This is a genomic window from Bradyrhizobium sp. (assembly GCF_047605465.1).
GTDB lineage: Bacteria > Pseudomonadota > Alphaproteobacteria > Rhizobiales > Xanthobacteraceae > Bradyrhizobium.
The window spans coordinates 1-24,782 of sequence record NZ_JASGFS010000016.1 but is presented as its reverse complement, the minus strand read 5'-3'; the positions used below and the strand labels follow the sequence as shown (position 1 = coordinate 24,782).

The following is a 24,782-nucleotide window of genomic DNA, read 5'->3' as shown; positions in this document are numbered from 1 at the left end:
TCGAGAATGCGGTGCGACGGCGCCTCTATACAGAACAGTGAAGCCCTAATACCCGCGCCTGCGGTCCACGACATTCTCCAGCGCGCCTCCCGCTTCGAACCGGGCGATCTGCTCGGCGACATAGGCGGAGATCGCGTCGGCGTCGGTGTCGGCTGCGTTGTGCGGGGTCAGCACCACCTTCGGATGGGTCCAGAACCGGCTGTCGGCCGGCTGCGGCTCCTGTACGAAGACGTCGAGCGAGGCGGCGCCCAATGTGCCGTCGTCGAGGCAGGCGAGGATGTCGGCCTCGTTCTGGAGGCCGCCACGGCCGGCATTGATCAGCACGGGTGCGCCCATCGGGCTGGTGCGGTTGAGTTTCGCGAAGACGTCGCGGTTGAGAATGCCGTGCGTGTCCGGCGTGAGCGGCAGCAGGCAGACGAGAATGTCGGTCGTGCGGAGGAACGCATCGATCTGCGCTGCACCGTGGAAGCACTCGACGCCTTCGATCGTGCGCGGGCTGCGGCTCCAGCCCGCGACGCGAAAGCCGAGCCGCCGCAATACGTCGGCGGCATCCGCGCCGAGCGTTCCGAGTCCCATGACGCCGACCGTGATCGCGCTTGCCGGCCACTGGTATTTCGGCTGCCAGCGGGTCTCGCGTTGCGATTGACGCAGGTAAATCTCCTGGCGGTGATGCATCAGCACGTGCAGCACGACATATTCGGTCATGCGGTTGGTCAGGTCGGGCACGGCGACACGGACCAGCGGCACGTCGGGCAGGCTCTTGTCCGCCATCAGGGCATCGACGCCCGCGCCCAGATTGAAGATGGCGCGCAGATTGGGAAAGGCGCCGAGGTCGCCGGGCACCGGCTTCCACACCGCGGCATAGTGCACCTCGGCCGGATCGAGCCCGGCATCGGGCAGCAGCACCACGCGGCGGCCGCCGCAGACCGCGTCGAACCGCGCCTTCCAACGCTCGGGCAGCCAATTCTGCTGTGTGCTGTTGATCAGGACGGCCAGTGTGCCTTTGGTCATTCCAGGTGCCTCGTCGGGTTCCGTTCTCGAAGGCTCTCCTTGGCACGAACGGGCGGATTTTTCTCGCAAATTTTTCCCGCATCGATGTCGGGGTGGGGCATAGTGAACCGTCTTCAGAACAGGATGAGGAAACGCAGCCGATGCTCTATGCCATTCTTTGCTATCACGATGAGGACTTCGTCGGTTCCTGGAGCAAGGACCAGGACGAGGCCGTGATGAAGAAGCTCGCCGTGGTGCAGGACAAGCTCGCAAAGCAGGGCCGGCTCGGTCCCGTGGCGCGGCTGCTGCCGACCACGGCCGCGGCGACGCTCCGCAAGGAGGATCCGCCGCTGGTGCTCGACGGCCCCTATGCCGAGACCAAGGAGCAGTTGCTCGGCTTCTACATCGTCGATTGCAAGAATCTCGACGACGCGCTCGACGTCGCGCGCGACCTCGGCGCGGCCAATCCCGGCGGCGCCTATGAGGTGCGTCCCGTCGGCGTGTTCAGGCCCGGAGAAACCCAGACGTGAGCGAGACCGATGCCGCCTGGATCGAAACCGCGCTGACCTCGGCGCGGCCGCAGGCGGTCGGTGCGCTGCTGCGCTATTTCCGCGACCTCGATACCGCGGAGGAAGCGTTTCAGAATGCATCCTTGCGTGCACTGAAGACCTGGCCCCAGAACGGGCCGCCGCGCGATCCGGCAGCCTGGCTGATCATGGTCGGCCGCAATGTCGCGATCGACGAGGTGCGTCGCAACCGCAGGCAGCAGCCGCTGCCCGAGGACGACCAGGCGATCTCGGATATCGAGGATGCCGAGGGCGCGCTCGCCGAGCGGCTCGACGGCTCGCATTATCGTGACGACATCTTGCGGCTGATGTTCATCTGCTGCCATCCGCAGCTGCCGGCGACGCAGCAGATCGCGCTGGCGCTGCGGATCGTCTCCGGCCTCACGGTGAAGCAGATCGCGCGCGCCTTCCTGGTCTCGGAAGCGGCGATGGAGCAGCGTATCACGCGCGCCAAGGCGAAGATCGCGGATGCAGGCGTGCCCTTCGAGACCCCCGGCGCGATCGAACGTTCCGAGCGGCTCGCCGGCGTCGCCGCGATGATCTACCTGATCTTCAACGAGGGCTATTCGGCGAGCGGAGAGACCGCCGAACTCCGCAAGCCGCTGTGCGAGGAGGCGATCCGGCTGGCGCGGCTGCTGCTGCGGCTGTTCCAGGGGGAGCCGGAGATCATGGGACTGACCGCGCTCATCCTGCTGCAGCATGCGCGCAGCGCCGCGCGCTTCGCCGCTGACGGCTCGTTGATCCTGCTGGACGACCAGGACCGTTCGCTGTGGAACGGCACCATGATCGCGGAAGGTCTTGCGCTGATCGACAAGGCGATGCGCCATCGCCGCAGCGGAGCCTACCAGATCCAGGCTGCGATTGCCGCCTTGCATGCGCGCGCCTCGACGCCGGACGAGACCGACTGGGCGCAGATCGACCTGCTCTACGGCGCGCTGGAGGTGGTGCAGCCTTCGCCGGTCGTGACGCTCAACCGCGCCGTCGCGGTTTCCAAGGTGCGCGGACCACAGGCCGCGCTCGAGCTGATCGAGCCGCTGGCGCAAAAACTCGCCAATTACTTCCATTTCCACGGCGTGCGCGGTGCCTTCCTGATGCAGCTCGGCCGCAACGACGAGGCTCGTGTCGCCTTCGATCGTGCCATCGCGCTCGCCAACACCTCGGCGGAAGCCGCCCACATCCGCATGCATATCGATCGCCTGATCCGGGACAGCCAGCCGAAGGGCGCCAATGGCGACGCCAGGCAGGGCGCAAAGGCGAAATAGGGCCGGCTGTCTTCGCATCGTCATGCCCGGGCCTGACCCGGCATCCACCTCTGTCTCCAGCGTTCAGAGCGTGCATGGCCGGGACCAGCTTGGCCATGACGCGGAGCGGCCAATGTGCCAAAGATTTCTTTTTTCGTTTGTCGGTCCCAGCCCTTCTCGTTCGTCCTTTGCCTGTGTTCACGGAGCCATTCATGCTGAAAGCCATTGCCATCGTCGCCGTCGTACTCGCGGTCGGAATTGCCGGGGTCCTCGCCTTTGCCCTCACCAAGCCCGACACGTTCCGTGTCGAACGCTCGCTCGTCATGAAGACGCGGGCCGATGCGATCTATCCGCTGGTCGCCGATTTCCAGCGCTGGACCGGCTGGTCCCCCTATGAGGGGCGGGATCCCGCCATGAAGCGAACTTTCGGAGGAGCCGCGCAGGGCACGGGCGCGACCTATGCCTGGGACGGCAACAACAATGTCGGCGCCGGCCACATGGAGATCCTCGAGGCGAATGCGCCGTCGAAGCTGCGGATCAAGCTCGATTTCGAGCGCCCCTTCGAGGGACACAACACCGCGGAATTCACCTTTGTGCCGCAAGGCGATGCCACGCTGGTCACATGGACAATGTACGGTCCGGCCCCGTTCCTGTCCAAGGTCATGCAGGTCTTCGTCAACATGGACAGCATGATCGGCAAGGATTTCGAGGCCGGGCTCGCCAGCCTGAAGAAGCTGACCGAGACGTAGTGTCTTCACACGCCAAGGAGAGAAACATGCTCAATCCCTATTTGTTCTATCAAGACACCTGCGAAGCGGCATTCAACTTCTACGCCAAGGTTCTCGGCGGCAAGATCGAAGCCATGATGCGCGTGTCGGAGGCGCCGGAGGACATGCCGGGTGCGGCCGGCCGCGAGAAGACGATCATGCATGCGCGGATGTCGCTGCCCGGCGGCAGCGTGCTGATGGCTTCCGACTCTCCGCCGGAGCATTTTCACAAGGCGCAGGGCTTTGCGATCTCGGTCACGCTGACGGACCCGGCGGAAGCCGAACGCAAGTTCAACGCGCTCGCCGACGGCGGCACGGTCACCATGCCCTTCAGCAAGACGTTCTGGGCCAAGGGCTTCGGCATGTGCGTCGACAAGTTCGGCACTCCCTGGATGGTGAATTGCCCGGCGGAAGGGATGTGAGCGCGACGGCTGCGATGATGCATTGAGCCGCGGTCCCCTCTCTCTGTCGGTACGGGAGAGGGGATGCGGCAATCCCCGGCAACCATCCGCGTCAGCGGATCGATCCGGTCACGTCGTCGCTCGGAGGTTGCGATGGAACGCAGTCGCGGCAGATCTTGAGCTTTGCGCCGAGCTGTCTGTCGTGCTCCGCCTCGATCTCGTCGTGCACCGCCCACCACGCATCGGAATAGGGACGCAAGGTTCCGAGCACTCTCTCCCGCTCCTTGTTGGGATCGCTCTGCGCGGGCGTGTGGCTCGCGGCGCGCCGCTTTGGGGCAACGGGACGATTGGGATCCTGGCCGAGACCGTCCCATGCGATCGGGCGGTGTTCCTGCGCCGGCGCAACCGCACATCCCATCAGGATTGCGCAAAAACTGAGCAAAGCGAAGCCGTGTCGCATTTCGCTGGACTTTCTGTTCGGTACGCAGCGCGCAAGACCCGAAAGAGAACGGGACTGCAGCGCGTCGGCTGAATGGAACCCACGGGAAACGCGTGACCAGCACAGTAGGTTAGTGTCGAGAATCAGTTCGCATCACTTTGCGAAAGCAGTGCGGCCGCTTCGTGAAATGATCCGGACCGCATCGCACAACAACTGGCGCAATAATGGGCTGTGAACTTCCGCCAGAATCGTTAATGATTCCTTCACAAAATTTACAAACTGGGGCGGGCGTGGCTTGGAAGGGGAGCGGCCGATGGTGGCGGCGCTGCAGATCAATTTTGCACTTTGGGGAATGCTTGTCTGCGCGAGTCTCGAGTTGGCGCAGTTGATCCAGGGTTCCTTCTAGGAACCCTTACGCAATCGCGGATGCGACGCAGATTCTTCGTCAGCGTGTGGGCGCGCGAACAGATGAGCCTGTAAAACCAGCGCTTGCGATCACAATCATCGATGGCCGGTTAGGGCGAGCGGCCCATTCGCAAGACGGGTGCGCAGGCGACGTATCATCGGCAGCGCGGGTAGATCGCCGCGAGCTCTCGCCCCCTGAGCAAGAGCAATCGCGAGGTGAGGCCGCCGTGGCGGCTGATCCAGCCGCGCACCGGATCGGGATAGGCTTCCAGCACCGCTTCGGACGCCTCGGGCTCCGCATAGAACCGACCACGCCTGTCGACGGAGCGCGCCGCATGGAAACCGAGCACGGCGCGGCGCGTGACGCAGATGCGTTCGCCGGGCACGATGCTCAGCACCAGCGTGCAGGCGGACAGGCAGGGCCCGTCGATCACCACGCGCTCGCCACTCTCGCGGACCTTCTCGAACAGGTCGAGGAACGTTCCGACCTGGCCGCCCGGGCTCTGGATGATGCGGATCTCGGCGAACGCAGGCGCGGCGGTGAAGACCGCTGCCGCCAGCATCCAGGCCATGACGATCATCGTGCGATGCATGGGCGCTCCACGAGTTCGACTTCGTCGGATGGGACGACTGCGACGCGTGACCCACCATTTCAGTTTTCGACCGGATAGACTTTTCTAGCAACGCGAAGCACACCGTGCCTCGCGTTGCCGCAAGCCGAATTCGGTCTGCGATCCCGTTCCTACAATTTTCGTGCCTAGCCGTTGCGGCGTTCCCCGCGCAATGTCGGCAGGCCGATACCCGCCGCATCGAAGCCGCCATCAACGGCCAAAATTTGGCCGGTGATGTAGCTCGCACGTTCCGAGCACAGGAAGAAGATCGCTTCCGCGAGTTCCTCTTCCAGGCCATAGCGGTTGAGCGGAATGGCGTCGTGATAATCGGCACGGATCTCCTTGGTGTGCACCTGCTTTGCCATCGCGGTGTCGACCGGTCCCGGAGCGACTGCGTTGACGCGGATGTTGAGGGCGGCAAGCTCGACCGCGAGCTGTTTGGTCAGGTGCGCGAGCCCCGCCTTGCTGGTGCCGTAGGCCGAGCGCAGCGTCGAGGCGCGCACCGCGGAGATCGAGGTGATGTTGACGATGGCACCTCCTCCGCCGTCGCGCATCAACGGCACGGCGGCCTTGGTGCACAGGAACGGGCCGGTCAGGTTGACCTCGAGCACACGGCTCCAGTCGGCATCCGACGTCTCCATCAACGGCGCGAACACGGCAATCCCGGCATTGTTGACGAGCGCATCGAGCCGGCCGAATCGCCGTTCGATCGCCGTTACCACGGCGCCGACCGCGGCCGCGTCGGAGACGTCGCAGGTCAACGCCAGCGTGGCATCGTCGTGGCCGATCTCGGCGAACGCCCGGCCGAGCAATTCACTCTCGATATCGAGCAGCGCGACGCGCCAGCCCTCGCTCAGGAACTTTTTGGCGGTCGCAAGCCCGATGCCGCGCGCGGCTCCGGTGACGAGGGCGACTTTCTGCGGGGCCTGCTGCATCTGCTGATCTGTCCTGTCCAAGGGATCGGGCGCGCGTGAGCGCCGGCTCCTTTTACTTCGCTTTCAATCCGATGAGAAAGGCCCGGCCGGTCCGGTCAGGCAAATGCGCACCGTGGCCGCCGGGTGGCGGCCGCGACGCGCGCGAAGGGCGGAAAGATGGACGTGGACGGCGTTTAAGCCAATTCGGCCGAGGCGCGCTGCATGTTGGCGGACATGTCCGCGGTCACGATGGTCTGCTCCTCGACCGCAGCGGCGGTCGTGGCGATGAATTCGTTGACGCCGGCGATCGCGGCCTTGATCGCGGTCAGCGAGGTCGCGACGTCGCCCGCGATGGTGTTGAGCGCATCGATCTCCGAGGAGATCGTGTCGGTCGCCTGCTTGGCCTGGCTCGCGAGGTTCTTCACCTCGGAGGCGACCACGGCGAAACCGCGGCCGGCTTCGCCTGCGCGCGCTGATTCGATCGTCGCGTTGAGCGCGAGCAGGTTGATCTGCCCGGTGATGCCGGCGATCATCTCGACGATGCCGCTCATCGCCTGCGCCGCCGCATTCAGCCGCTGTGCCTGGCCGTCGGCGGCCTCGATCCGGTTGGTCGCGGCCTTGGAGTTCTCGCGCGACTTCGCCATGGTCTCGGAAATCTCGCGGATCGACGCGCTCATCTCCTCGCTGCCGGCCGCGACCGCCTCGATCAGTCCGCGCGCATTGTCGGCCTTCTTTCGCCCGATCGCCTGGGCGGTGATGTCGGTCGCGTATTTCACCACCTTGTAGGGCTTGCCGTTGAGATCGAAGATCGGGTTGTAGGATGCCTGGATCCAGATCTCACGGCCGCCCTTGGCGATCCGCTTGTACTCGGCCGCCTGGTATTCGCCGCGGTTGAGAGCTTCCCAGAACTGGCGGTAGGCCGCGGAATCCCGCTCCGCCGGCTCGACGAACATGCTGTGGTGCCGGCCCTTGATCTCGGCGAGCGAATAACCCAACGCGCCCTGGAAGTTCTCGTTGGCGGTGCGGATCGTCCCGTCCATGTTGAACTCGATCACCGCCTGCGACTTCCAGATCGCGGCGATCTGTCCGTCATTGTCGCTGGTCTTGAGCTTCTGCTGGGTGACGTCGGTCGCGAACTTCACCACCTTGAACGGCTTGCCGGTCTCGCTCAGGATCGGGTTGTAGGTCGCGAGAATCCAGATCTCCCTGGCGCCCTTGCCGAGCCGCTTGTATTCGGCCGCCTCGAACTCGCCCCGGTTCAGCCGCGCCCAGAAATCAGCATAGGCGGAGCTGCCGCGATCTTCCGGCGTCACGAACATGCTGTGGTGCTTGCCCTTGATCTCGTCGAGCGAATAGCCAACCGTCTTCAGGAAGTTCTCGTTGGCGCTGATGATGGTGCCGTCCATGTTGAATTCGATCACGGCCTGGGCGCGGCCGATCGCGGCGATCTTGCCGGTGTCCTCCATGCTCCTGATCGTCTGCGCGGTGATGTCGGTGGCGAACTTGATGCAGCTCACGACCTTGCCGTTGCGGTCGCGCAGCGGATTGTAGGAGGCCTGGATCCACACCTCCGCTCCGCCCTTGCCGTAGCGCTTGTATTGCGCGGCCTGATATTCGCCGCGGTTCAGGCTCGCCCAGAATTCCCGGTAGCGGGCGCTCTCGCGCTCCTCCGCGCCGACGAACATGCTGTGGTGCTTGCCCTTGATCTCCGCCAGCGAGTAGCCCGTCAATTTCAGGAAATGCTCGTTGGCATTGATGATGGTGCCGTCGAGGTTGAACTCGATCACCGCCTGCGACCGGTCGATCGCGTCGATTTCGGCAAGCGCATGTTGGACTTTGGCATTGCTGTTGAAATTGAACACGTGACGCTCCGGGCAATGATCCGGCGGCGGATTGGCGGGATCGCCGAACCGTCTCGCTATAGCGTAAAAGTTGCATGCGCTCCTTGAGCAACCGTAAACCACGGCATAAAATTGGCTTACCTCCATATTTCTTCGCGTGATCAGCCCATCTCACTCTGTTCGCGAAGAGATCGGCTCCATATGCACGGCGGAGTTCATATGGGTTCCGCTGATTTACGTACTTCTACGGAATTCGATTTCGGAAAATTTTCCGCCCCGCGAACGGCGTTGCCGTGACCCGGATGTCGGCACGGTCGCGCCGGCATCGTCTTCCATCGGACAGTCTTCCCTGGAGATCGATCGATGCCCGACCGCCGCGAGCACGTCATCCGAAACCTCTTCGCCGCCTACCTCGCCGACGACCGGCCGCGGGTCAGCGACGCGCTGACCGATGATTTTTGCTTCACGAGCCCGTTCGACGACGCCATCGACAAGACGACGTATTTCGCGCGGTGCTGGAAGGACACCGGCTGGATCGCGCGCCAGGACATCGAGCGGATATTCGTCGACGGCGACGAGGCCTTCGTCACCTACCATTGTCTCGCAAGCGACGGCAGGAGCTTTCGCAACACCTAGTTTGTCACGTTCGCGGGCGACAAGGTCGGCCGCATCGATGTCTATTTCGGCGCGGCCTTCCGGGATGGCCGGTTGTTGCCGTAGTCGCGGTAGCTCGTCTCCGGCGCCGGCGGCCCGTGGTGGTCTCAAATAATTTTCGCGCCGATGTCGGTTCCGGCCGGGGCCGTTCGTCTTACAAGGGCAAGCAGGCAGGCCAGATCCCGCTGATGTCGCGGCCTGTCGAAAACCAGGGATACCCCATGCGATTCATGATGCTGATGATCCCGCTCGGTTACGAAACCGCGCCGCCGGACGTGCAACTCGACCCGGAGCGGGTCGCAGCGATGATGCGCTACAACGAGGCGCTCAGGGATGCCGGCGTGCTGATCACGCTCGACGGACTGCACCCGCCGTCGTCGGGCGCGCGCGTCTCGTTCGCGACCGGCGAACCGGTCGTCACCGACGGGCCGTTCGCCGAAGCCAAGGAAGTCCTGGGCGGCTACTGGATGATCGATGTTGCCTCGCGGGCGGAGGCGATCGCCTGGGCCAAGAAGTGCCCGGCCTCGGCCAACGAAATGATCGAGATCCGGCAGGTGCAGGAGATGGCCGACTTTTCGCCGGAGGTTCAGGAGGCGGCCGCCGGCTTCGCGGACTTGAAGTCGAACTAGCCGGCTGCTCGCAGCCGAATGCACGGCCCTTCGGGGCCGATCGTCAATCAGGGAGAGAACCGATGAGCACCGACACCTATCTCGCCGTTTTCCTCGGCAGCAAGACCAGCCCGAAGATGGCCGCCTGGAATGCGCTGCCCGAAGCCGAGCGCAAGACCAGGGAGAGAGAGGGCATGGCGGCCTGGAAAGCCTGGGTCGAGAAACACCAGGGCGCGATCCAGGCCATGGGCGGTCCGCTCGGCAAGACCAAGAAGGTCGACGCGAGCGGCGTCGCCGACATCGCCAACCAGATGGGTGCCTTCACCGTCGTCCGCGCCGCCTCGCATGACGCGGCCGCCCGGATGTTCGAGAACCACCCGCACTTTGCGATCTTCCCGGGCGAGACCATCGAGATCATGCCGGTCCTGCCGATTCCAGGCGGTTAGGACGGCGCTCCGCCATCCGGGCGGGGCCTGTCGCCCGCGGCGCGGACCGTGGAAGTACGGTTCACCGCGTCGCATCGCTGCTAGTGACCTTCATCGCCGGCTCATGTAAAAGCCGTTCACATGAGCTGGCGCAAGGAGCAGCGCCGCGCCGAGCGCGGCTATCACCACGGCAATCTGAAGGAAGCGCTGTTGCAGGCCGCCCTCGGATTGATCGCCGAGAAGGGCGCGGCCGGCTTCACCTTTGCCGATGCCGCGCGCATGGCCGGTGTCAGTGCTGCGGCACCGTACCGGCATTTCCGCGATCGCGATGAACTCCTGTCCTCGATCGCGCAGCGCGGCTTCGAGCAGTTCGAGGCGCGCCTGACCGCGGCCTGGGACGACGGCCGGCCCGACACGGTCACGGCGTTCGAGCGCGTCGGCAGGGCCTATCTGGCCTTCGCCCGCGAGGAGCCGGCGTTTTATGCCGCGATGTTCGAATCCGGTCTGCCCGTCGACGCCAATCCGGCGCTGCAGGCTGCGAGCGAGCGCGCCTTCAACATCATTCGTGCCGCCGCGGAGCGGCTGGCTGCGCTCGCGCCGCCCGGCACGCCGCGGCCGCCGGCGATGATGATGGCGCTGCACATCTGGTCGATGTCGCATGGCGTGGCCTCGCTGTTTTCACGCGGAGACGCCGCGCGGCGGAAACTGCCGATGTCGCCCGACGAACTGCTCGAAGCCGAGGTGCTGATCTATCTGCGCGGCCTCGGCTTCCCGACCGATCGCCGTCCCGCGGGCAAGAGCGCCGAGCCGCCGCCCGTGCCACCGGAGGCATCCTCCGGTTCTGGCGTGCCGCCGGGCGGCCCCTGGGGCAAACCGAAATAAAGTTGCGCAAATAATTCGCCCGCCCTGTCTGGCGGCCGGCTTGACAAAGTCGCGGGATGGTCTAGCTATGTAAATGTTATTTACATTCACAACGGCGCTGGTGCCGTGATGGAGACGGGAAATGTCCTACACCGCTGATGTCAATCGATGGCGCGGTCCTTCGGACCAGCCCTATGAGCGCCCCCGCATGCTCGAGACACCCTGGCATCCCGGCTGGATTGCCGTGACCATCCTCGGCTTCATCATCTGGTGGCCGGTCGGACTTGCCCTTCTCTTTTTCACACTCGGGAGCAGAAGAATGTCGTGCTGGAGCAACCAGGATCGCTGGCAGAACAAGATGGAGCGGATGCAGTACAAGATGGATCGCATGCGTGACCGCATGGAGCGCCGCGGCTTCGGCTTCGGTTTCGGCCCGCCGTCCTCCGGCAACCGCGCCTTCGACGAGTATCGCTCCGAGACGCTGCGCCGGCTCGAGGAAGAGCAGGTGGAGTTCAAGAACTTCCTCGACCGCCTGCGTCACGCCAAGGACAAGGAAGAGTTCGACCAGTTCATGGCGCAGCACAAGACGCGCCCGACTCCGCCGAACGATCAGCCGCAGAACTGATCTGCCGGCTTCTCTCAAAGCCTTCAGGCGCATGCCCCCAAAGTCCTGATGGCCCCGAGCCGCCCGCCTGCGCAACCCGCAGGCGGGCGGTTTGGTTTTTGGACGGCTTTGGTCTTGAGAGCGACAGCACAACAAGCCCGGCCATGACGGTGTGGATGCTGGCAGACCAGCCGACGGCCCGCAATTTGCGCACGTTCTGCCGCCCCGACTGGCGCCGCGACCCGGACCGACTATATCTGCCGGCACGAGCGCGGAAGGATCGGGGGCGGCGATGGCGGATGCTGCGATCATGGCAAGCGATGGCCTGTGGCAGGAGGTTCGCTCCGAAGCGTTGCGCGCGGCCGCGGCCGATCCGGCCTTCGGCCAGGCGCTTGCCGATGCCGTCCTCATCCATGACGATCTTGCCGCCGTCTTGGCCGATCTCATCGGTCGCCGGATGGGCGGCAATGCTTCCGAGCGCGCGCGACTTCGAGCCTTTGCGCGCGATGCGTTTCGCCACGCGCCCGATCTGGTCGAGGCCGCGGGCCGTGACTTGCGCGCGATCGTCGACCGCGATCCCGCCATCACCGGCCTGTTGGCACCACTGCTGAATTTCAAGGGTTACGTCGCGCTCCAGGCCTGGCGCGTCTCGAACTGGCTCTGGCACCACGGCCACGTCGATGCGGCGCTGCTGCTTCAGAACGAGGCGTCGAACGTCCTGCAGGTCAGCATCCATCCAGCCGCGAGCATCGGTTCGTCCGTCTATCTCGATCACGCCACGGGCATCGTGATCGGCGCGAACGTGACGATCGGCGACGACGTCACCATCCTTCAGAATGTCAGCATCGGCCGCAGCGGCGAACTGCCGACGCGCTCGCCGCGCATCGGCCGTGGCGTGTTCATCGGCGCCGGCGCGACCATCCTCGGCGACGTCAGCATCGGTGATTTCGCCAAGATCGGCGCGGGCACCGTCGTGACCGACGACGTTCCCGGCGGCTGCACCGCGATCGGCAATCCCGCCCGGCTCGCCAATTGTCCCGAACCCGCCCCGGCCTGAGCCGTCAATCGATCTCGAGGAGACATGCAGATGAAGACCGCAATCGTGATCGGCGTCGGTCCGGATCGTGGACTTGGGGCGCGGCTCTGCAAGCGCTTTGCGGCCGAGGGCATGAAGGTGATCGTCGCCGGCCGGACGCTGTCGGCATTGCAATCGGTTGCCGCCGATATCGACAGGGCGGGCGGAGCGGCCGTCCCCTTCGTCGCCGATGCAACCAGCGAGCGCGACATCGCCGCCCTGTTCGACGCCGCCGGCGACGATCTCGATCTTGCCATCTACAACGCCGGCAACAATACGCCCGGCAGGATCATCGAGATGGAGGCCGACTATTTCGAGCAGGCCTGGCGCGTGGTGTGCTTCGGCGGATTCCTGTTCGGGCGGGAGGCGGTGCGCCGCATGGCGCCGAAGAAGGCCGGCACGCTGCTTTTCACCGGCGCGAGCGCCTCGCTGCGCGGGCGCTCCGGCTATGGTGCATTCAACTCGTCCAAGGCCGGCCTGCGCACGCTGGCGCAGGCCATGGCCAAGGAATATGCGGGAGACGGCATCCATGTCGGCCATGTCGTGGTCGACGGCGCGATTGCCGGCGACAAGATCTTCACGCGGTTCCCGGACGCGGCCTCGCGCGAAGACAGCCTGATCGACATCGAGGGCATCGTCGATGCCTTCGCCTTCCTCTACCGGCAGCCGGAGCGGGCCTGGTCGTTCGAGGTCGATGTCCGGACCTCGAAGGAGAAGTGGTAGGCGCGCGCCCACACGCCCCGATGTCCCTGACCCCTGCACTTGCGGTTCCCCACCCATGGCTCGGACTGCCTTACCCGTCGTCCGGCGGACGAATGAACGTCCCTTGACCGGGACCATCCGGCGGCGCCGCGCGGCCGCCATGGCCTGTCCCCATCGCGCCCATCGCCTTGCGCCGCCTGCCTTTCCCGGAGCCAAATTCGTCCCCGGTAACCCGGCATTAACTATCGCCGGGCTCTGGTAATGCTGGACAGTCGCGCCCCCCAAGCCGGGGTCGAGGCCCTTAGTTTTGACATCTTGGCAGGGAATGCAGACGGCCGGCTTTGGACGAGCCCCTGCACCCCAGAAAGACAAGGCTTTGAGCGGGCTTGCCGGCCGCGCCGGTTTGCGCGCCTGCTGGGGAACCGGCAGCCATTAGCTGGCCGGGGGACACGAATGATGATCGCCTTGAGAGGGTACTGCTTATGAATCCGGCCGACGTGGCTCAGTCAGCCCTTCCGGTTGCCGCTTCCGCCGACGTGTCGCTGATCGCGCTGTTCTGGCAGGCTCACTGGATCGTGAAGGGGGTCATGCTGGGACTTCTGTCCTGCTCGGTGTGGGTCTGGGCGATCGCGATCGACAAGATCTTCCTCTATGCGCGGACCCGCCGCTCGATGGACCGTTTCGAGCAGGCGTTCTGGTCGGGCGAGTCGATCGAGGAACTCTATCGCACGCTCTCGGCCAAGCCGACTCATTCCATGGCGGCCTGCTTCGTGGCGGCGATGCGCGAATGGAAGCGCTCGTTCGAGAGCCACGCGCGCTCGGTCGCGGGCCTGCAGATGCGCATCGACAAGGTGATGAACGTCTCGATCTCGCGCGAGGTGGAACGGCTGGAACGCCGGCTCCTGGTGCTCGCGACCGTCGGCTCCGCCGGCCCGTTCATCGGCCTGTTCGGCACGGTCTGGGGCATCATGTCGAGCTTCCAGTCGATCGCGGCGTCGAAAAATACCTCCCTGGCGGTGGTGGCGCCGGGCATCGCGGAGGCGCTGTTTGCGACCGCGGTCGGCCTTATCGCCGCCATTCCTGCCACTATTTTCTACAATAAGTTCACCTCCGAGGTGAACCGGCAGGCCCAAAGGCTCGAAGGCTTCGCTGATGAATTTTCAGCCATTCTGTCCCGTCAGATCGACGAGCGGGGCTGACGGACGGCATGTATAGTGTGAAGGCGAGATTGGGCACCAAGCCATGGGCATGAACGTTGCCAGTTCGTCCGGAGGCGGCGGCCGTCGCAGCCGGCGCAAGCCGGTCATGGCCGAGATCAACGTCACGCCGATGGTCGACGTGATGCTGGTGCTGCTCATCATCTTCATGGTGTCGGCGCCGCTGCTCACGGTGGGCGTGCCGCTCGACCTGCCGCAGACCCAGGCCAAGAGCCTCGACCAGAACGACCAGAAGCCGCTGCAGATGTCGGTCGACATCAAGGGCAAGGTGTTCATCAACGATACCGAGGTGGCGCTGAACGACCTGATCCCGAAGCTGAAGGCGATCACGGACGCGCGCGGCGGGCTCGAGGAGCGCATCTATCTGCGCGCCGACAAGAAGGCGGATTACGGGACCGTCGCCAAGGTGATGGGCCTGCTGTCGGGTGCTGGATTCAAGAAGCTGGCGCTCGTCACGGAAGTGGAGCAGGGGTCCTAACCGGTGAAGGTGAACGTCGACAAGACACTCGTTGCGTCGATTGCCCTCCATGTCCTCGTGATAGGCTGGGGGCTCATCACCTTTAGCAGCAGAGCCTTCGTCGCGCCGGAAGAGTCGCTCCCGATCGACATCATCACCACCGATCAGCTCGCGCAGATCACCGCGGGGCAGAAGACCGGCAAGAAGGAAGAGCCGAAGCCCAAGGTCGAGAAGATCGCGGACACGCCGCCGGACGAGGATGCCGTCGGCAAGGTCACCACGAAGAAAGAGCTGATCAAGACCAACTCGACGCCGGAGCCGCCGCCGAAGCCCGTTGAGAAGCCGGTCGAGAAGAAGCCCGATCCGCCCAAGCCGGTCGCCGAGGCCAAGCCGAAAGAAGAACCGAAGCCGGAGAAGCCGCAGGAGAAGAAGCCTGATCCGGCCAAGGAAGATCCGATCGCCGAACTGCAGAAGAAGCTCGACACCAAGAAGCCGCCGCCCAAGCCGCCGGAGCCCAAGGTCGCGGCCGTCCAGCCGCAGCAGCAGCCGAAGCCCAAGGAGCGCACGTTCGATCCCGCGCAGATCCAGCGCGACCTCGACAAGCGCGATCCGACCCGGCACGAGCTGACCGGCGCGGCGCTGAACGCGTCCGCCTCGCTCGGATCGAACACCGGCACCGCGGTGAGCAACGTCGCGACCTGGCGCGGCGCGTTCCAGGGAGCGGTCAAGCGCTGCTTCACGCCGACCTACAACGGACAGGACGCCGACCAGTACGAGGCCGACATCGACATTCCCATGAAGATCGACGGATCGCTGGCGTCCGAACCCGTCGTCGTGGCGGTGCGGGGACCCTCGCGGTCGATCGCGCAGGCGGTGGCGGAGAGCGCTAAGCGGGCCATCGTGCAGTGTCAGGTCTATTCGTTCATGCCGAAGCAGCAGTACGAGAGCTGGAAGCTCATTCCGATGACTTTCGGCCTGAAAGATATGTTGTGACATCCGAACAAAAGAATTTTGCGATGAATGACGCCCGATCGATTACCCGCCGCCGCTTCATGACCGTCACCGGGTCGGCGCTCGCGATGCTCGGAGGCGGACACGCCTTCGCGCAGGGCCAGCCGCGCCTTCGCATCGACCCGACCGAATTCCAGCCGGTGCCGATCGCGATCACCAACTTCCTGCCGGGCTCGCCGTCCGACGGCGACGTCGGCAACGGCGTCACGCAGGTGATCACCAACAACCTGAAGCGCTCGGGCCTGTTCGCGCCGATCGACCAGGCCGCCTTCATCGAGCGCATCAACAACATCGACGTCGCGCCGCAATTCCAGAACTGGAAGACCATCAACGCCCAGGCGCTGGTCACCGGCCGGATGACGCGGCAGCCGGACGGCCGGCTCAAGGCCGAATTCCGTCTATGGGACGTGGTCTCCGGCCAGCAGCTCGCCGGCCAGCAATATTTCACCTCGCCGGAATACTGGCGCCGCATCGCCCACATCATCTCCGACCAGATCTACGAGCGGATGACCGGCGAGAAGGGCTATTTCGACAGCCGCGTGGTCTTCGTGGACGAGACCGGCTCCAAGGAGCGCCGGGTCAAGCGGCTCGCGATCATGGACCAGGACGGCGCCAATGTGCGCTATCTGACCCGCGGCTCCGATCTCGTGCTGACGCCGCGCTTCTCGCCGAACTCGCAGGAAATCACCTACATGGAGTTCGGCCAGGGTGATCCGAAGGTCTATCTCTACAACATCGAGACCGGGCAGCGCGAAATCGTCGGCAACTTCCCGGGCATGACCTTTGCCCCGAGGTTCTCGCCCGACGGTCAGCGCGTCATCATGAGCCTGCAACAGGGCGGCAATTCCAACCTGTTCGTGATGGACCTGCGCTCGCGTTCGACCACGCGCCTCACCGACACGCCGGCGATCGACACCTCTCCGTCCTACTCTCCCGATGGCACCCGCATCTGCTTCGAGTCCGATCGTGGCGGCAGGTCGCAGATCTATGTGATGGCGGCGAGCGGCGGGCAGGCGCAGCGCATCTCCTTCTCCAAGGACGACAACAACGCCACCTATTCGACGCCGGTCTGGTCGCCGCGCGGGGATTACATCGCCTTCACCAGGCAGGGCGGCGGGCAGTTCTCGATCGGCGTCATGAAGCCGGATGGTTCCGGCGAGCGGCTTCTCACCTCCGGCTACCACAATGAGGGTCCGACCTTCTCGCCGAACGGCCGCGTGCTGATGTTCTTCCGCGATCCCGGTGGCAACTCCGGACCGTCGCTGTTCAGCGTCGACATCTCCGGCCGCAACGAACTCAAGGTGCCGACGCCGGGCTTTGCATCCGATCCGGCATGGTCGCCGCTCCTGTCGTCGACGGCAGGCTGAGGTCCCGGGCGGGGGAGAAGGGGCGATCGCGCATTTTTCGGAAAACTTTGCGCGATGTTTGGCCGTGTCAAGGATTCCTTTAGGTTGTGCTCGGCAGACTTTTCCCAGTGCCTTGAAACTGCAGATATATTTCAATCGTTTGCTGTCGAGAACAACTCGACTTTAACGATGTTCCCTCAGAAAGGCTTCACCTGCGCTGGGTAAAAGTACGCTTGGACAGGACCCGCGTACAACCCAGATGCAGATCGAAAGCCAGAGCGCAGAGTCGGATCAAAAGCAGGCCTCGCCGACCATTTCGGCGGCCCTGACCGATTCGCTGTTCGAAGCTCCCGGCACGGTTCTGACCGGCATCATCTTCTCGGCTTTCTCGGCGTCCCTGACCGCGCTCAAGACCGGCCAGATCCTGATCTGGGCCTTCGTCCCGCTTCTCATTCTCGCGGGAGCGATCCGGGCCTTCGATCTCAGCCGGTACATGGCCCAGAAATCGATCCTCAGCGTGGAACAAGCCGCACGCTGGCAGATGCGCTACCAGATCGGAGCGCTGATCCAGGCCGCGGTGATCGGCCTGTGGTGCTCGACGACACTGTTGAGCAATGACGACGCCATCGCCCACATGATCGCCTTGTCCGTCACCACCGGCATCGTGGCGGGAGGCGCGGGCAGGGCCTATGGACGGCAATCGATATTTCGTCTGCAGGCCATCCTGATATTCGGTCCGGCCGTGATCGCGCTGGCGCTGCATCGCACGCCGTATTACGTGGCGATGTCGATCGTGTGCGCCGCGTTCCTGTTCGCGGTCATGCAGCTCTCCGCCAATCTGCACAGGATCTTCCTGCGCGCGGTCGTCGCGCGCGAGCGCGAGGCCGCGCTGGCCGGCCAGTTCGACACGGCGCTCAACAACATGCCGCACGGGCTGTGCATGTTCCGCGTCGACGGCCAGCTCGCGGTCATGAACCACCGCTTCAGCGCGATGATGAACCTGCCCGAGGATCTCACCCAGGGCAGCACAAGCGCGCGTGACGTCGTCGCGGCCTGCGTCGAAGCCGGATCGATTTCCGCCGCGAGCGGCGAGTTGATCATCACCGACATCGAGACCCTTCAGGCGAAGGAGATCGTGACCGCCGATCCCGACACGCAGAGAAATCGTTCGCTGTCGTGGACCGTCCAGCCCATGGCCGACGGCGGCGCGGTGGTGCTGCTCGAAGATGTCACCGAGCGCCGCAACGCCGAGGCCAGGATCAGCCACCTCGCGCGTTATGACGACCTCACGGCGCTGCCCAACCGCGTCAGCTTTCGCGACGAGATCGAGCATCTGCTCGCGGTCACGCGTCATACGGAGCGCCTGTCGGCGCTCTTGTTCGTCGACCTCGACCAGTTCAAGCAGGTCAACGACACGCTCGGCCATCCCTGCGGCGACCAGCTTCTGTGCGCGGTCGCCAACCGCCTGCGCGAGATGCTGCGGCCGGAGGATTTCGTCGCGCGCTTCGGCGGCGACGAGTTCGTCGTGTTCCAGCAGAACATCGCTGCGCCCGAGGACGCCGCGGCGCTCGCCCGCCGCATCGTCGAGCGGCTTTCCGAGCGATATCGCATCGACAATCATCTGGTCGAGATCGGTGCGAGCGTCGGCATCGCGCTGACGTCCCCCGAAGGCGACGTCAGCGCCGACACGCTGCTCAAGAACGCCGACATGGCGCTCTACCGCGCCAAGGCCGACGGTCGCGGCACCTACTGCTTCTTCCGCGACGAGATGGCCGCGACCGTCGAGGCCCGCCGCATCCTCGAACTCGACCTGCGCAAGGCGCTCGCCAACGAGGAATTCGAGCTGTTCTATCAGCCGCTGGTCAACCTGAAGTCCGGCAAGATCACGACCTGCGAGGCGCTGCTGCGCTGGAACCATCCCGTGCGCGGCACGGTGTCGCCTGTCGACATCATCCCCGTCGCCGAGGACATGGGTCTGATCGTCGATCTCGGCCGCTGGATCCTGCGCCGCGCCTGCATGGAATGCATGAAGTGGCCGGACGGCGTCAGCGTCGCCGTCAACTTCTCACCGCATCAGTTCCACCAGCGTGACGTGCTGAGTGAAATCCGTTATGCGCTCGAGGTCTCGGGGCTTCCGGCGCACCGGCTGGACATCGAGATCACGGAGTCCTCGCTGTTGCGCAACACGCAGCTCACTCACGATATCCTGTCGCAGCTGCGCGCGCTCGGCGTGCGGATCTCGCTCGACGATTTCGGCACCGGCTATTCGAGCCTGAGCTATCTGCACAATTTCCCCATGCAGAAGGTGAAGATCGATCGCTCGTTCCTCGAAGGCATCGACTCCGACCGCCCGCTCACGCTGCTGCGCGGCGTCGCGCGGTTGTCCGCCGATCTCGGCATGTCGGTCGTCGTCGAGGGCATCGAAACCAACGAGCAACTCGAGCTGATCAGCGCCGACGGCACCGTGTCAGAGGGGCAGGGTTATCTGTTCAGCCGCCCGGTTCCAGCCGTGCGGATCCGCCAGTTGCTCAACGCTTCCCATGGCCGCCGCATGCCCGACGACCAGCTCACCGTGGTGTCCTCGCGATCCATCGCCTGATCGTTCCGGCACATTCTCCAGCACGTCGATACTCGTCCATACCCGTGTTTTTCCGTGGTCTCGCCGGTCGCAAGGGTTAACCCTAACGCTTCTAATGCTTTGCATTTTCGTTAAGGAACTATTAATCTCTTTCCACTCGCGGAAGTTGCTTGAAGCAGAGGTAGCAGATGAAGTCCGGAGCTGAACCGCAGACGGCGCTCCTTCCGCGTGGGGCTGCGTTGTTTGACCGCATCGACTATCGCCTCATCGAAACGCCGGAAGACAGGGATCGCCTCTACCTGATGCGCTACCGGGCCTATCTGCAGGCCGGCTTGATCCCGTCGTCGGAGTCCTTGCGCGTGTCAGACCGCTTCGACGACGCGCCGAACGTCTGGAATTTCGGTGTCTTCGTCGACGACGAACTCTGCAGCGCCGTCCGCATCCACGTCCTGACGTCCGAATGGAGGATGTCGTACACGACCGAGGTGTTCGGCGATGTCCTGCATCCGCGTCTCGACCGCGGTGAGGTGTTCGTCGATCCGTGTCGTTTTGTTGCCGATCCCGAAATGCAGCAGCGGTTCCCGGAACTGCCCTACCTGACGGTGCGGCTCCCCTTCGTTGCCTGCGAGCACTTCAATGCCGATATCGGGCTCTCGATGGTGCGCGTCGATCATCAGGCCTTCTATCGTCGCGTGTTCCTGTCCGAGACCCTCACCGAGCCGCGTTCGTTCCCGGGCTGGCCGACCAAGAAGGCCGTCCTGATGGCGTCGGATTACCCCAAGGTCCGCGAAAGGATCCTGACGCGTTTCCCGATCATGCGCTCCAGCGCCTTCGAGCGGCGGATGCTGTTCGATCGCGGCAGCCAGCGGAAGGCTGCGTCCCGTCCGGTTCTCGTGGCGGGCGTTGCGGCCCAGGCCTGATCTCATCCAGCCTGCACATCGGAGTTCCGTCCGGCCGCCTCCGCGGCCGGCGCTGCTTTTGGCCATAAATCCCCGCAAAGCCTGCCTTTTGGTCATTCACGCGGCTTGCCTTCACCCTCGCGCCACATTTACAACCCATTAACCATCGTGGGCGCTTTTCGTCGGTAGGGGGCATTTGACCGGCTGAGGCAACGTCCCATCAAGGTTGACGGAACGTTCGCTTAACCAACCCCCTGTAGACCGGACAGCAGTGGACTAACGTGAGCGTGGAGGCTCCGGAATGAAACATCCTATGCGTATCCTCCAGGGATTGAAGCTGGCCGCCGTGCTTGCCGTCGCTCTGTCGATGGGCGCGTGCGCCAACAAGAACCTGGGTGCCGATGCGATGGCCAGCGCGGCGACGCCTGGCAGCCAGCAGGATTTCGTCGTCAACGTGGGCGACCGCGTGTTCTTCGAAAGCGACCAGACCGATCTGACCCCGCAGGCGATCGTGACCCTGGAGAAGCAGGCGCAGTGGCTGCAGACCTATCCGCGCTACAGCTTCACCATCGAAGGTCACGCCGACGAGCGCGGCACCCGCGAATACAACATCGCGCTCGGCGCTCGCCGTGCCCAGTCGGTGCGCTCGTTCCTGGCGTCGCGCGGCATCGATCCGAACCGCATGCGCACGATCTCCTACGGCAAGGAACGTCCGGTTGCCGTCTGTAACGACATCTCCTGCTGGTCGCAGAATCGTCGTGCCGTCACCGTGCTGAACGCGAGCTCCTGACGTTCAGTCAGGCGCTGTTCATCTTCGGAAGTGGATTGTTCCGGCGCCCTCTCGGGCGCCGGTTTCGTTTCAGCGATCCGTGACAGAAACCCCTTGGTAGCAGTCACATTTTTGGCGTACTCCCTTCCTCATTGTGTGGCGCGGCGAATGATCCGCCGCGTGCCGCGTCGTTTTCGTCGTCAGGGCAAGATGTCATCGAAATTCAAGGCAATTAACGGCATCGTGGCAGCCGCCGCGCTGCTCTCTTTGTGCTCGCCCGTCTTCGCGCAGTCGGACGACGGCGATCCCGAAATGCGGATCGAGCGGCTGGAAAATCAGCTGCGCCAGCTCACCGGCCAGAACGAAGAGCTGCAATATCGCAACCGCCAGCTCGAGGATCGCCTCCGCCAGCTCGAAGGCGGCGCGCAAGGCGCGCCCGGACAGGCGCAGGCCGCGCCCGGCGTCGCTGCGGTGCCGCCCGCGCAATCCGCGCCGGCCTATCGTCAGCAGCAACAGCAACCCGCGCAGCAGGGCTACGAGCCGCAGATCGCAGCGCCCGCGCCGATCGTTCAGGAGCAACCGGCCCCCGGCGCGCCCGGTGTTCGCCGCCGCGGCGATGCGTTCGACCCGAACCAGAATCCGAATGCTCCCGGCGCGCCGCGCGCGCTCGGCGGCGGACAGCAGCCGATGTCGGCAGGCGCGAACGTCGGTGCGCCCGGCGGCCGCGGCGCCGGCGAGCCGCTCGATCTCTCCAACACCGGCGGACGCTATCCGCAGGCCGCCGCCCCGCAAGCGGCGCAGCCAGGTTACCAGGCGCAGCCCGGCAATCCGGCGCAGGCGGCCGGTCCCGGCCTGACGACCCTGCCGCCCTCGGCATCGCCGCGCGACGAGTTCGACCTCGGCATCGGCTACATGCAGCGCAAGGACTATGCGCTCGCCGAGCAGACCATGAAGAATTTCGCGCAGAAATATCCCAACGACCCGCTGCTCGGCGACGCGCAGTACTGGCTCGGCGAAAGCTATTTCCAGCGCCAGCAATATCGCGATTCCGCCGAGGCCTTCCTCGCCGTCACCACCAAATACGACAAGTCGGCCAAGGCGCCGGACGCGCTGCTGCGGCTCGGCCAGTCGCTCGCCGCGCTGAAGGAGAAGGAGGCCGCCTGCGCCGCCTTCGGCGAAGTCGGCCGCAAATTTCCGCGCGCCTCGGCCGGCGTCAAGGCCGCCGTCGATCGCGAGCAGAAGCGGGTGAAGTGCTAGCGCACCTTCTCCGGACCCCAAGCGCCGCGTCGCGCAAGGCGCGCGGCGGCCGTCCGTCACGGCAAACACGTCGACGCGTTTGCGCGCAGGGCGCGCTGTGATGACGAAATCGCGTTCGCCACGCGGCGTTTGAGCCTGACAAGGTCGACGGCATTGCGCTAAACAGTCGGACCATCCGCTGACGATTGCTGGGCAGCGTCATGTCCGACGACGACAATGCGCCGATCTCGGCGCGCGAGGCGAAGCGCCTCTTTGCCGACCTGAAGACCACGCCGGCGCTGGTGCTCGCGGTCTCCGGTGGCCCCGACTCCGTTGCACTGATGTGGCTCGCCGCGCGCTGGCAGCGCAGCCTCGCGAGCGGCCCGCGGCTCGTGGTCGTCACCGTCGATCACGGCCTGCGGCCGGAGGCGGCGCGCGAGGCCCGCGAGGTCAAGCGTCTGGCCGCCGAACTCGGACTGACGCACCGCACCCTGCGCTGGCGCGACGCAAAGCCCAGCACCGGATTGCCTGCTGCGGCGCGCGAGGCCCGCTATCGCCTGCTGGCGCAGGCCGCGCGGACGGCGGGCGCGAGCCATGTGCTGACCGCGCATACGCGCGATGACCAGGCCGAGACCTTGCTGATGCGCCTGCTGCGCGGGAGCGGGATGACCGGCCTTGCGGCGATGGCGCGCGTCAGCGAACGCGACGGGATCATCCTCGCGCGGCCGCTGCTGGATGTTCCGAAGTCGCAGCTCGTGGCGACCTTGAAGCGGGCCAGGATCGGCTTTGCCGACGATCCCACCAACCGCGACACTGCCTTCACGCGGCCGCGGCTGCGCGCGCTGCTGCCCCAGCTCGCGGCCGAGGGCGGCGATGCCCGCAATCTGGCGCGGCTGGCGGGTCGGCTGGCGCGGGCCAATGCGGCGGTCGAGGTGCTGACCGACGGCGCCGAGCGCTTCCTGCGGCTGCGTGATCGCGGCGATGCGCCGCATGGGCCGGTTGCGCGAAGCTTCGAGGCCGCGGCCTTCGCGGCCCTTCCGGAGGAGGTCCGGTTGCGGATCCTGCTGCGGGCCGTCAACACCCTCGGGCATGAAGGGCCGGCGGAACTCGGCAAGGTCGAAACGCTGCTGGCGGCCGTGGACCAGGCCATTTCCCGGGGGGCGCGCGCGGCCGCGAATGGCCGGCCGGTCCTGAAGCAGACGCTTGCGGGAGCCTTGATCAGCCTTGCCGGTGGGCGTATCCACGTCGTGCCGGCGCCGGTCCGGCGGCGCAAGGAAGGATGAAGGGCGGTCGAAGCGGCGGATCATGACACCGGCTCTTCGAACGATGGCGTCAGACCACCTTAACCAGGCGGGAAAAACCCCGATTCCGTCGCCATTATTTCAGCCGGAATCGCCCTAAGATGGGATAAATAGTCCCATCTCGTTCCCTTGGCAGCGACCCGGGCGGCACCTAGATTGTATGCACCTAACCGAGAGGATTCCTTGGGGATTTCCTCGCGTTGCCCAAGTAACTGCCCAAGTAACGTCCGAAGGACCAGGGCCGCGATCCGCGCGACCACGAAGGAAGATCGATGAACGCCAATCTGCGCAATTTCGCCCTCTGGGTCATCATTGTCTTGCTGCTATTGGCGTTGTTCACGCTCTTCCAGAATCCAGGTCAGCGCGCCTCCTCCCAGGATATCGCCTTCTCGCAGCTCCTGAGCGAGGTCGACCGCGGCAACGTCCGCGACGTCGTGATCCAGGGCCCGGAGATCCACGGTACCTTCACCAACGGTTCGAGCTTCCAGACCTACGCGCCCAGCGACCCGACGCTGGTCAAGCGCCTCTATGACAGCAAGGTCCAGATCACCGCGAAGCCGCCCGGCGACAACGTGCCGTGGTTCGTGTCGCTGCTGGTCTCCTGGCTGCCCTTCATCGCGCTGATCGGCGTGTGGATCTTCCTGTCGCGCCAGATGCAGGGCGGCGCCGGCAAGGCGATGGGCTTCGGCAAGTCGCGCGCCAAGATGCTGACCGAGGCGCATGGCCGCGTGACGTTCGAGGACGTCGCCGGCGTCGACGAGGCCAAGCAGGATCTGCAGGAAATCGTCGAATTCCTCCGTGACCCCGGCAAGTTCCAGCGTCTCGGCGGCCGCATTCCGCGCGGCGTGCTGCTGGTCGGCCCTC

General features: G+C 65.0%; 25 protein-coding genes and 1 pseudogene. 21 read left to right on the top strand and 5 right to left on the bottom strand.

Annotated elements, in window-relative coordinates; translation table 11 throughout:
- Nucleotides 1–45: 45 nt before the first annotated feature.
- Nucleotides 46–1,011 carry a 2-hydroxyacid dehydrogenase gene (locus tag QM712_RS15345; RefSeq protein ID WP_415023957.1) on the bottom strand — a complete coding sequence of 322 codons (966 nt, stop codon included), beginning with the start codon at nt 1,009–1,011 and terminating at the stop codon, nt 46–48.
- A 140-nt stretch (nt 1,012–1,151) separates the two neighbouring features.
- Between QM712_RS15345 and QM712_RS15340 the strand changes: the two genes are divergently transcribed.
- The 4 genes from QM712_RS15340 (at nt 1,152) to QM712_RS15325 (ending at nt 3,986) form a co-directional block, all read left to right on the top strand.
- On the top strand, nt 1,152–1,520 hold the full coding sequence (locus QM712_RS15340; RefSeq protein ID WP_415023956.1) for a YciI family protein: 369 nt from the start codon (nt 1,152–1,154) through the stop codon (nt 1,518–1,520).
- Nucleotides 1,517–2,818 (top strand): RNA polymerase sigma factor, encoded by a 1,302-nt coding sequence (locus QM712_RS15335; protein WP_415023955.1) that lies wholly within the window; start codon nt 1,517–1,519, stop codon nt 2,816–2,818. Before QM712_RS15340 ends, QM712_RS15335 begins: the two co-directional genes overlap by 4 nt.
- A 191-nt stretch (nt 2,819–3,009) precedes the next feature.
- Nucleotides 3,010–3,546 carry an SRPBCC family protein gene (locus QM712_RS15330; RefSeq protein WP_415023954.1) on the top strand — a complete coding sequence of 179 codons (537 nt, stop codon included), beginning with the start codon at nt 3,010–3,012 and terminating at the stop codon, nt 3,544–3,546.
- Between the two features lie 26 nt (nt 3,547–3,572).
- On the top strand, nt 3,573–3,986 hold the full coding sequence (locus QM712_RS15325) for a VOC family protein (RefSeq protein WP_415023953.1): 414 nt from the start codon (nt 3,573–3,575) through the stop codon (nt 3,984–3,986).
- Nucleotides 3,987–4,077: 91 nt separating this feature from the next.
- On the opposite strand, the gene QM712_RS15320 is transcribed toward QM712_RS15325, so the two are convergent.
- The 4 genes from QM712_RS15320 to QM712_RS15305 form a co-directional block, all read right to left on the bottom strand.
- Nucleotides 4,078–4,383, bottom strand: a complete 306-nt coding sequence (locus tag QM712_RS15320; protein ID WP_415023952.1) for a hypothetical protein — start codon at nt 4,381–4,383, stop codon at nt 4,078–4,080.
- A gap of 581 nt (nt 4,384–4,964) precedes the next feature.
- The gene (locus tag QM712_RS15315; RefSeq protein ID WP_415024044.1) at nt 4,965–5,381 is read right to left on the bottom strand and encodes a hypothetical protein; all 417 of its coding nucleotides are present in this window, start codon (nt 5,379–5,381) and stop codon (nt 4,965–4,967) included.
- 185 nt (nt 5,382–5,566) lie between these two features.
- Nucleotides 5,567–6,355, bottom strand: a complete 789-nt coding sequence (locus tag QM712_RS15310) for an SDR family NAD(P)-dependent oxidoreductase (RefSeq protein WP_415023951.1) — start codon at nt 6,353–6,355, stop codon at nt 5,567–5,569.
- 173 nt (nt 6,356–6,528) lie between these two features.
- A complete protein-coding gene (locus QM712_RS15305; protein ID WP_415023950.1) occupies nt 6,529–8,196 on the bottom strand; it encodes a methyl-accepting chemotaxis protein in 1,668 nt (555 codons plus the stop codon).
- A 342-nt stretch (nt 8,197–8,538) separates the two neighbouring features.
- Between QM712_RS15305 and QM712_RS15300 the strand changes: the two are divergent.
- The 17 genes and pseudogenes from QM712_RS15300 to QM712_RS15220 all read left to right on the top strand — a co-directional run.
- Nucleotides 8,539–8,895: pseudogene (locus tag QM712_RS15300) on the top strand (nuclear transport factor 2 family protein).
- A 155-nt stretch (nt 8,896–9,050) separates the two neighbouring features.
- On the top strand, nt 9,051–9,458 hold the full coding sequence (locus QM712_RS15295) for a YciI family protein (protein WP_415023949.1): 408 nt from the start codon (nt 9,051–9,053) through the stop codon (nt 9,456–9,458).
- 62 nt (nt 9,459–9,520) lie between these two features.
- Nucleotides 9,521–9,883, top strand: a complete 363-nt coding sequence (locus QM712_RS15290) for a hypothetical protein (protein ID WP_415023948.1) — start codon at nt 9,521–9,523, stop codon at nt 9,881–9,883.
- 120 nt (nt 9,884–10,003) lie between these two features.
- The gene (locus QM712_RS15285) at nt 10,004–10,744 is read left to right on the top strand and encodes a TetR/AcrR family transcriptional regulator (RefSeq protein WP_415023947.1); all 741 of its coding nucleotides are present in this window, start codon (nt 10,004–10,006) and stop codon (nt 10,742–10,744) included.
- 121 nt (nt 10,745–10,865) lie between these two features.
- Entirely contained in the window at nt 10,866–11,348 is a 483-nt protein-coding gene (locus QM712_RS15280; RefSeq protein WP_415023946.1) for a DUF2852 domain-containing protein, read from the top strand.
- A gap of 271 nt (nt 11,349–11,619) precedes the next feature.
- Nucleotides 11,620–12,384, top strand: coding sequence for a serine O-acetyltransferase (locus QM712_RS15275; protein WP_415024043.1), 765 nt, complete (start codon nt 11,620–11,622; stop codon nt 12,382–12,384).
- A gap of 30 nt (nt 12,385–12,414) precedes the next feature.
- A complete protein-coding gene (locus tag QM712_RS15270) occupies nt 12,415–13,125 on the top strand; it encodes an SDR family NAD(P)-dependent oxidoreductase (RefSeq protein ID WP_415023945.1) in 711 nt (236 codons plus the stop codon).
- 461 nt (nt 13,126–13,586) lie between these two features.
- The gene (gene tolQ, locus QM712_RS15265; RefSeq protein ID WP_415024042.1) at nt 13,587–14,303 is read left to right on the top strand and encodes a protein TolQ; all 717 of its coding nucleotides are present in this window, start codon (nt 13,587–13,589) and stop codon (nt 14,301–14,303) included.
- Nucleotides 14,304–14,346: 43 nt separating this feature from the next.
- Nucleotides 14,347–14,799, top strand: coding sequence for a protein TolR (gene tolR, locus QM712_RS15260; RefSeq protein ID WP_415023944.1), 453 nt, complete (start codon nt 14,347–14,349; stop codon nt 14,797–14,799).
- 3 nt (nt 14,800–14,802) lie between these two features.
- Entirely contained in the window at nt 14,803–15,771 is a 969-nt protein-coding gene (locus QM712_RS15255; protein WP_415023943.1) for a protein TolA, read from the top strand.
- 23 nt (nt 15,772–15,794) lie between these two features.
- The gene (gene tolB, locus QM712_RS15250; RefSeq protein ID WP_415023942.1) at nt 15,795–17,156 is read left to right on the top strand and encodes a Tol-Pal system beta propeller repeat protein TolB; all 1,362 of its coding nucleotides are present in this window, start codon (nt 15,795–15,797) and stop codon (nt 17,154–17,156) included.
- Between the two features lie 238 nt (nt 17,157–17,394).
- On the top strand, nt 17,395–19,734 hold the full coding sequence (locus QM712_RS15245) for a putative bifunctional diguanylate cyclase/phosphodiesterase (protein WP_415023941.1): 2,340 nt from the start codon (nt 17,395–17,397) through the stop codon (nt 19,732–19,734).
- A 167-nt stretch (nt 19,735–19,901) separates the two neighbouring features.
- On the top strand, nt 19,902–20,633 hold the full coding sequence (locus tag QM712_RS15240; protein WP_415023940.1) for an N-acyl amino acid synthase FeeM domain-containing protein: 732 nt from the start codon (nt 19,902–19,904) through the stop codon (nt 20,631–20,633).
- A 280-nt stretch (nt 20,634–20,913) separates the two neighbouring features.
- Nucleotides 20,914–21,402 carry a peptidoglycan-associated lipoprotein Pal gene (gene pal / locus QM712_RS15235; RefSeq protein ID WP_074121319.1) on the top strand — a complete coding sequence of 163 codons (489 nt, stop codon included), beginning with the start codon at nt 20,914–20,916 and terminating at the stop codon, nt 21,400–21,402.
- Between the two features lie 189 nt (nt 21,403–21,591).
- Nucleotides 21,592–22,638, top strand: a complete 1,047-nt coding sequence (gene ybgF, locus QM712_RS15230; protein ID WP_415023939.1) for a tol-pal system protein YbgF — start codon at nt 21,592–21,594, stop codon at nt 22,636–22,638.
- A 200-nt stretch (nt 22,639–22,838) separates the two neighbouring features.
- Nucleotides 22,839–23,900: a tRNA lysidine(34) synthetase TilS gene (tilS, locus tag QM712_RS15225; protein ID WP_415023938.1), complete on the top strand. Its 1,062-nt coding sequence runs from the start codon at nt 22,839–22,841 to the stop codon at nt 23,898–23,900.
- Between the two features lie 290 nt (nt 23,901–24,190).
- On the top strand, nt 24,191–24,782 hold a 592-nt coding region (locus QM712_RS15220; protein ID WP_415023937.1), incomplete at its 3' end, for an ATP-dependent metallopeptidase FtsH/Yme1/Tma family protein.

Bases quoted from the DNA above. Each gene is read 5' to 3' on its own strand.
- QM712_RS15340 (WP_415023956.1), top strand. From the start codon at position 1,152: ATGCTCTATGCCATTCTTTGCTATCACGATGAGGACTTCGTCGGTTCC.
- tolB (WP_415023942.1), top strand. From the start codon at position 15,795: ATGAATGACGCCCGATCGATTACCCGCCGCCGCTTCATGACCGTCACC.
- QM712_RS15275 (WP_415024043.1), top strand. From the start codon at position 11,620: ATGGCGGATGCTGCGATCATGGCAAGCGATGGCCTGTGGCAGGAGGTT.
- QM712_RS15290 (WP_415023948.1), top strand. From the start codon at position 9,521: ATGAGCACCGACACCTATCTCGCCGTTTTCCTCGGCAGCAAGACCAGC.
- QM712_RS15240 (WP_415023940.1), top strand. From the start codon at position 19,902: ATGAAGTCCGGAGCTGAACCGCAGACGGCGCTCCTTCCGCGTGGGGCT.
- ybgF (WP_415023939.1), top strand. From the start codon at position 21,592: ATGTCATCGAAATTCAAGGCAATTAACGGCATCGTGGCAGCCGCCGCG.
- tilS (WP_415023938.1), top strand. From the start codon at position 22,839: ATGTCCGACGACGACAATGCGCCGATCTCGGCGCGCGAGGCGAAGCGC.
- QM712_RS15330 (WP_415023954.1), top strand. From the start codon at position 3,010: ATGCTGAAAGCCATTGCCATCGTCGCCGTCGTACTCGCGGTCGGAATT.
- tolQ (WP_415024042.1), top strand. From the start codon at position 13,587: ATGAATCCGGCCGACGTGGCTCAGTCAGCCCTTCCGGTTGCCGCTTCC.
- QM712_RS15270 (WP_415023945.1), top strand. From the start codon at position 12,415: ATGAAGACCGCAATCGTGATCGGCGTCGGTCCGGATCGTGGACTTGGG.
- QM712_RS15295 (WP_415023949.1), top strand. From the start codon at position 9,051: ATGCGATTCATGATGCTGATGATCCCGCTCGGTTACGAAACCGCGCCG.
- QM712_RS15325 (WP_415023953.1), top strand. From the start codon at position 3,573: ATGCTCAATCCCTATTTGTTCTATCAAGACACCTGCGAAGCGGCATTC.
- QM712_RS15345 (WP_415023957.1), bottom strand. From the start codon at position 1,011: ATGACCAAAGGCACACTGGCCGTCCTGATCAACAGCACACAGCAGAAT.
- QM712_RS15320 (WP_415023952.1), bottom strand. From the start codon at position 4,383: ATGGGATGTGCGGTTGCGCCGGCGCAGGAACACCGCCCGATCGCATGG.
- pal (WP_074121319.1), top strand. From the start codon at position 20,914: ATGAAACATCCTATGCGTATCCTCCAGGGATTGAAGCTGGCCGCCGTG.
- QM712_RS15280 (WP_415023946.1), top strand. From the start codon at position 10,866: ATGTCCTACACCGCTGATGTCAATCGATGGCGCGGTCCTTCGGACCAG.
- QM712_RS15315 (WP_415024044.1), bottom strand. From the start codon at position 5,381: ATGGCCTGGATGCTGGCGGCAGCGGTCTTCACCGCCGCGCCTGCGTTC.
- tolR (WP_415023944.1), top strand. From the start codon at position 14,347: ATGGGCATGAACGTTGCCAGTTCGTCCGGAGGCGGCGGCCGTCGCAGC.
- QM712_RS15310 (WP_415023951.1), bottom strand. From the start codon at position 6,355: ATGCAGCAGGCCCCGCAGAAAGTCGCCCTCGTCACCGGAGCCGCGCGC.
- QM712_RS15285 (WP_415023947.1), top strand. From the start codon at position 10,004: ATGAGCTGGCGCAAGGAGCAGCGCCGCGCCGAGCGCGGCTATCACCAC.
- QM712_RS15245 (WP_415023941.1), top strand. From the start codon at position 17,395: ATGCAGATCGAAAGCCAGAGCGCAGAGTCGGATCAAAAGCAGGCCTCG.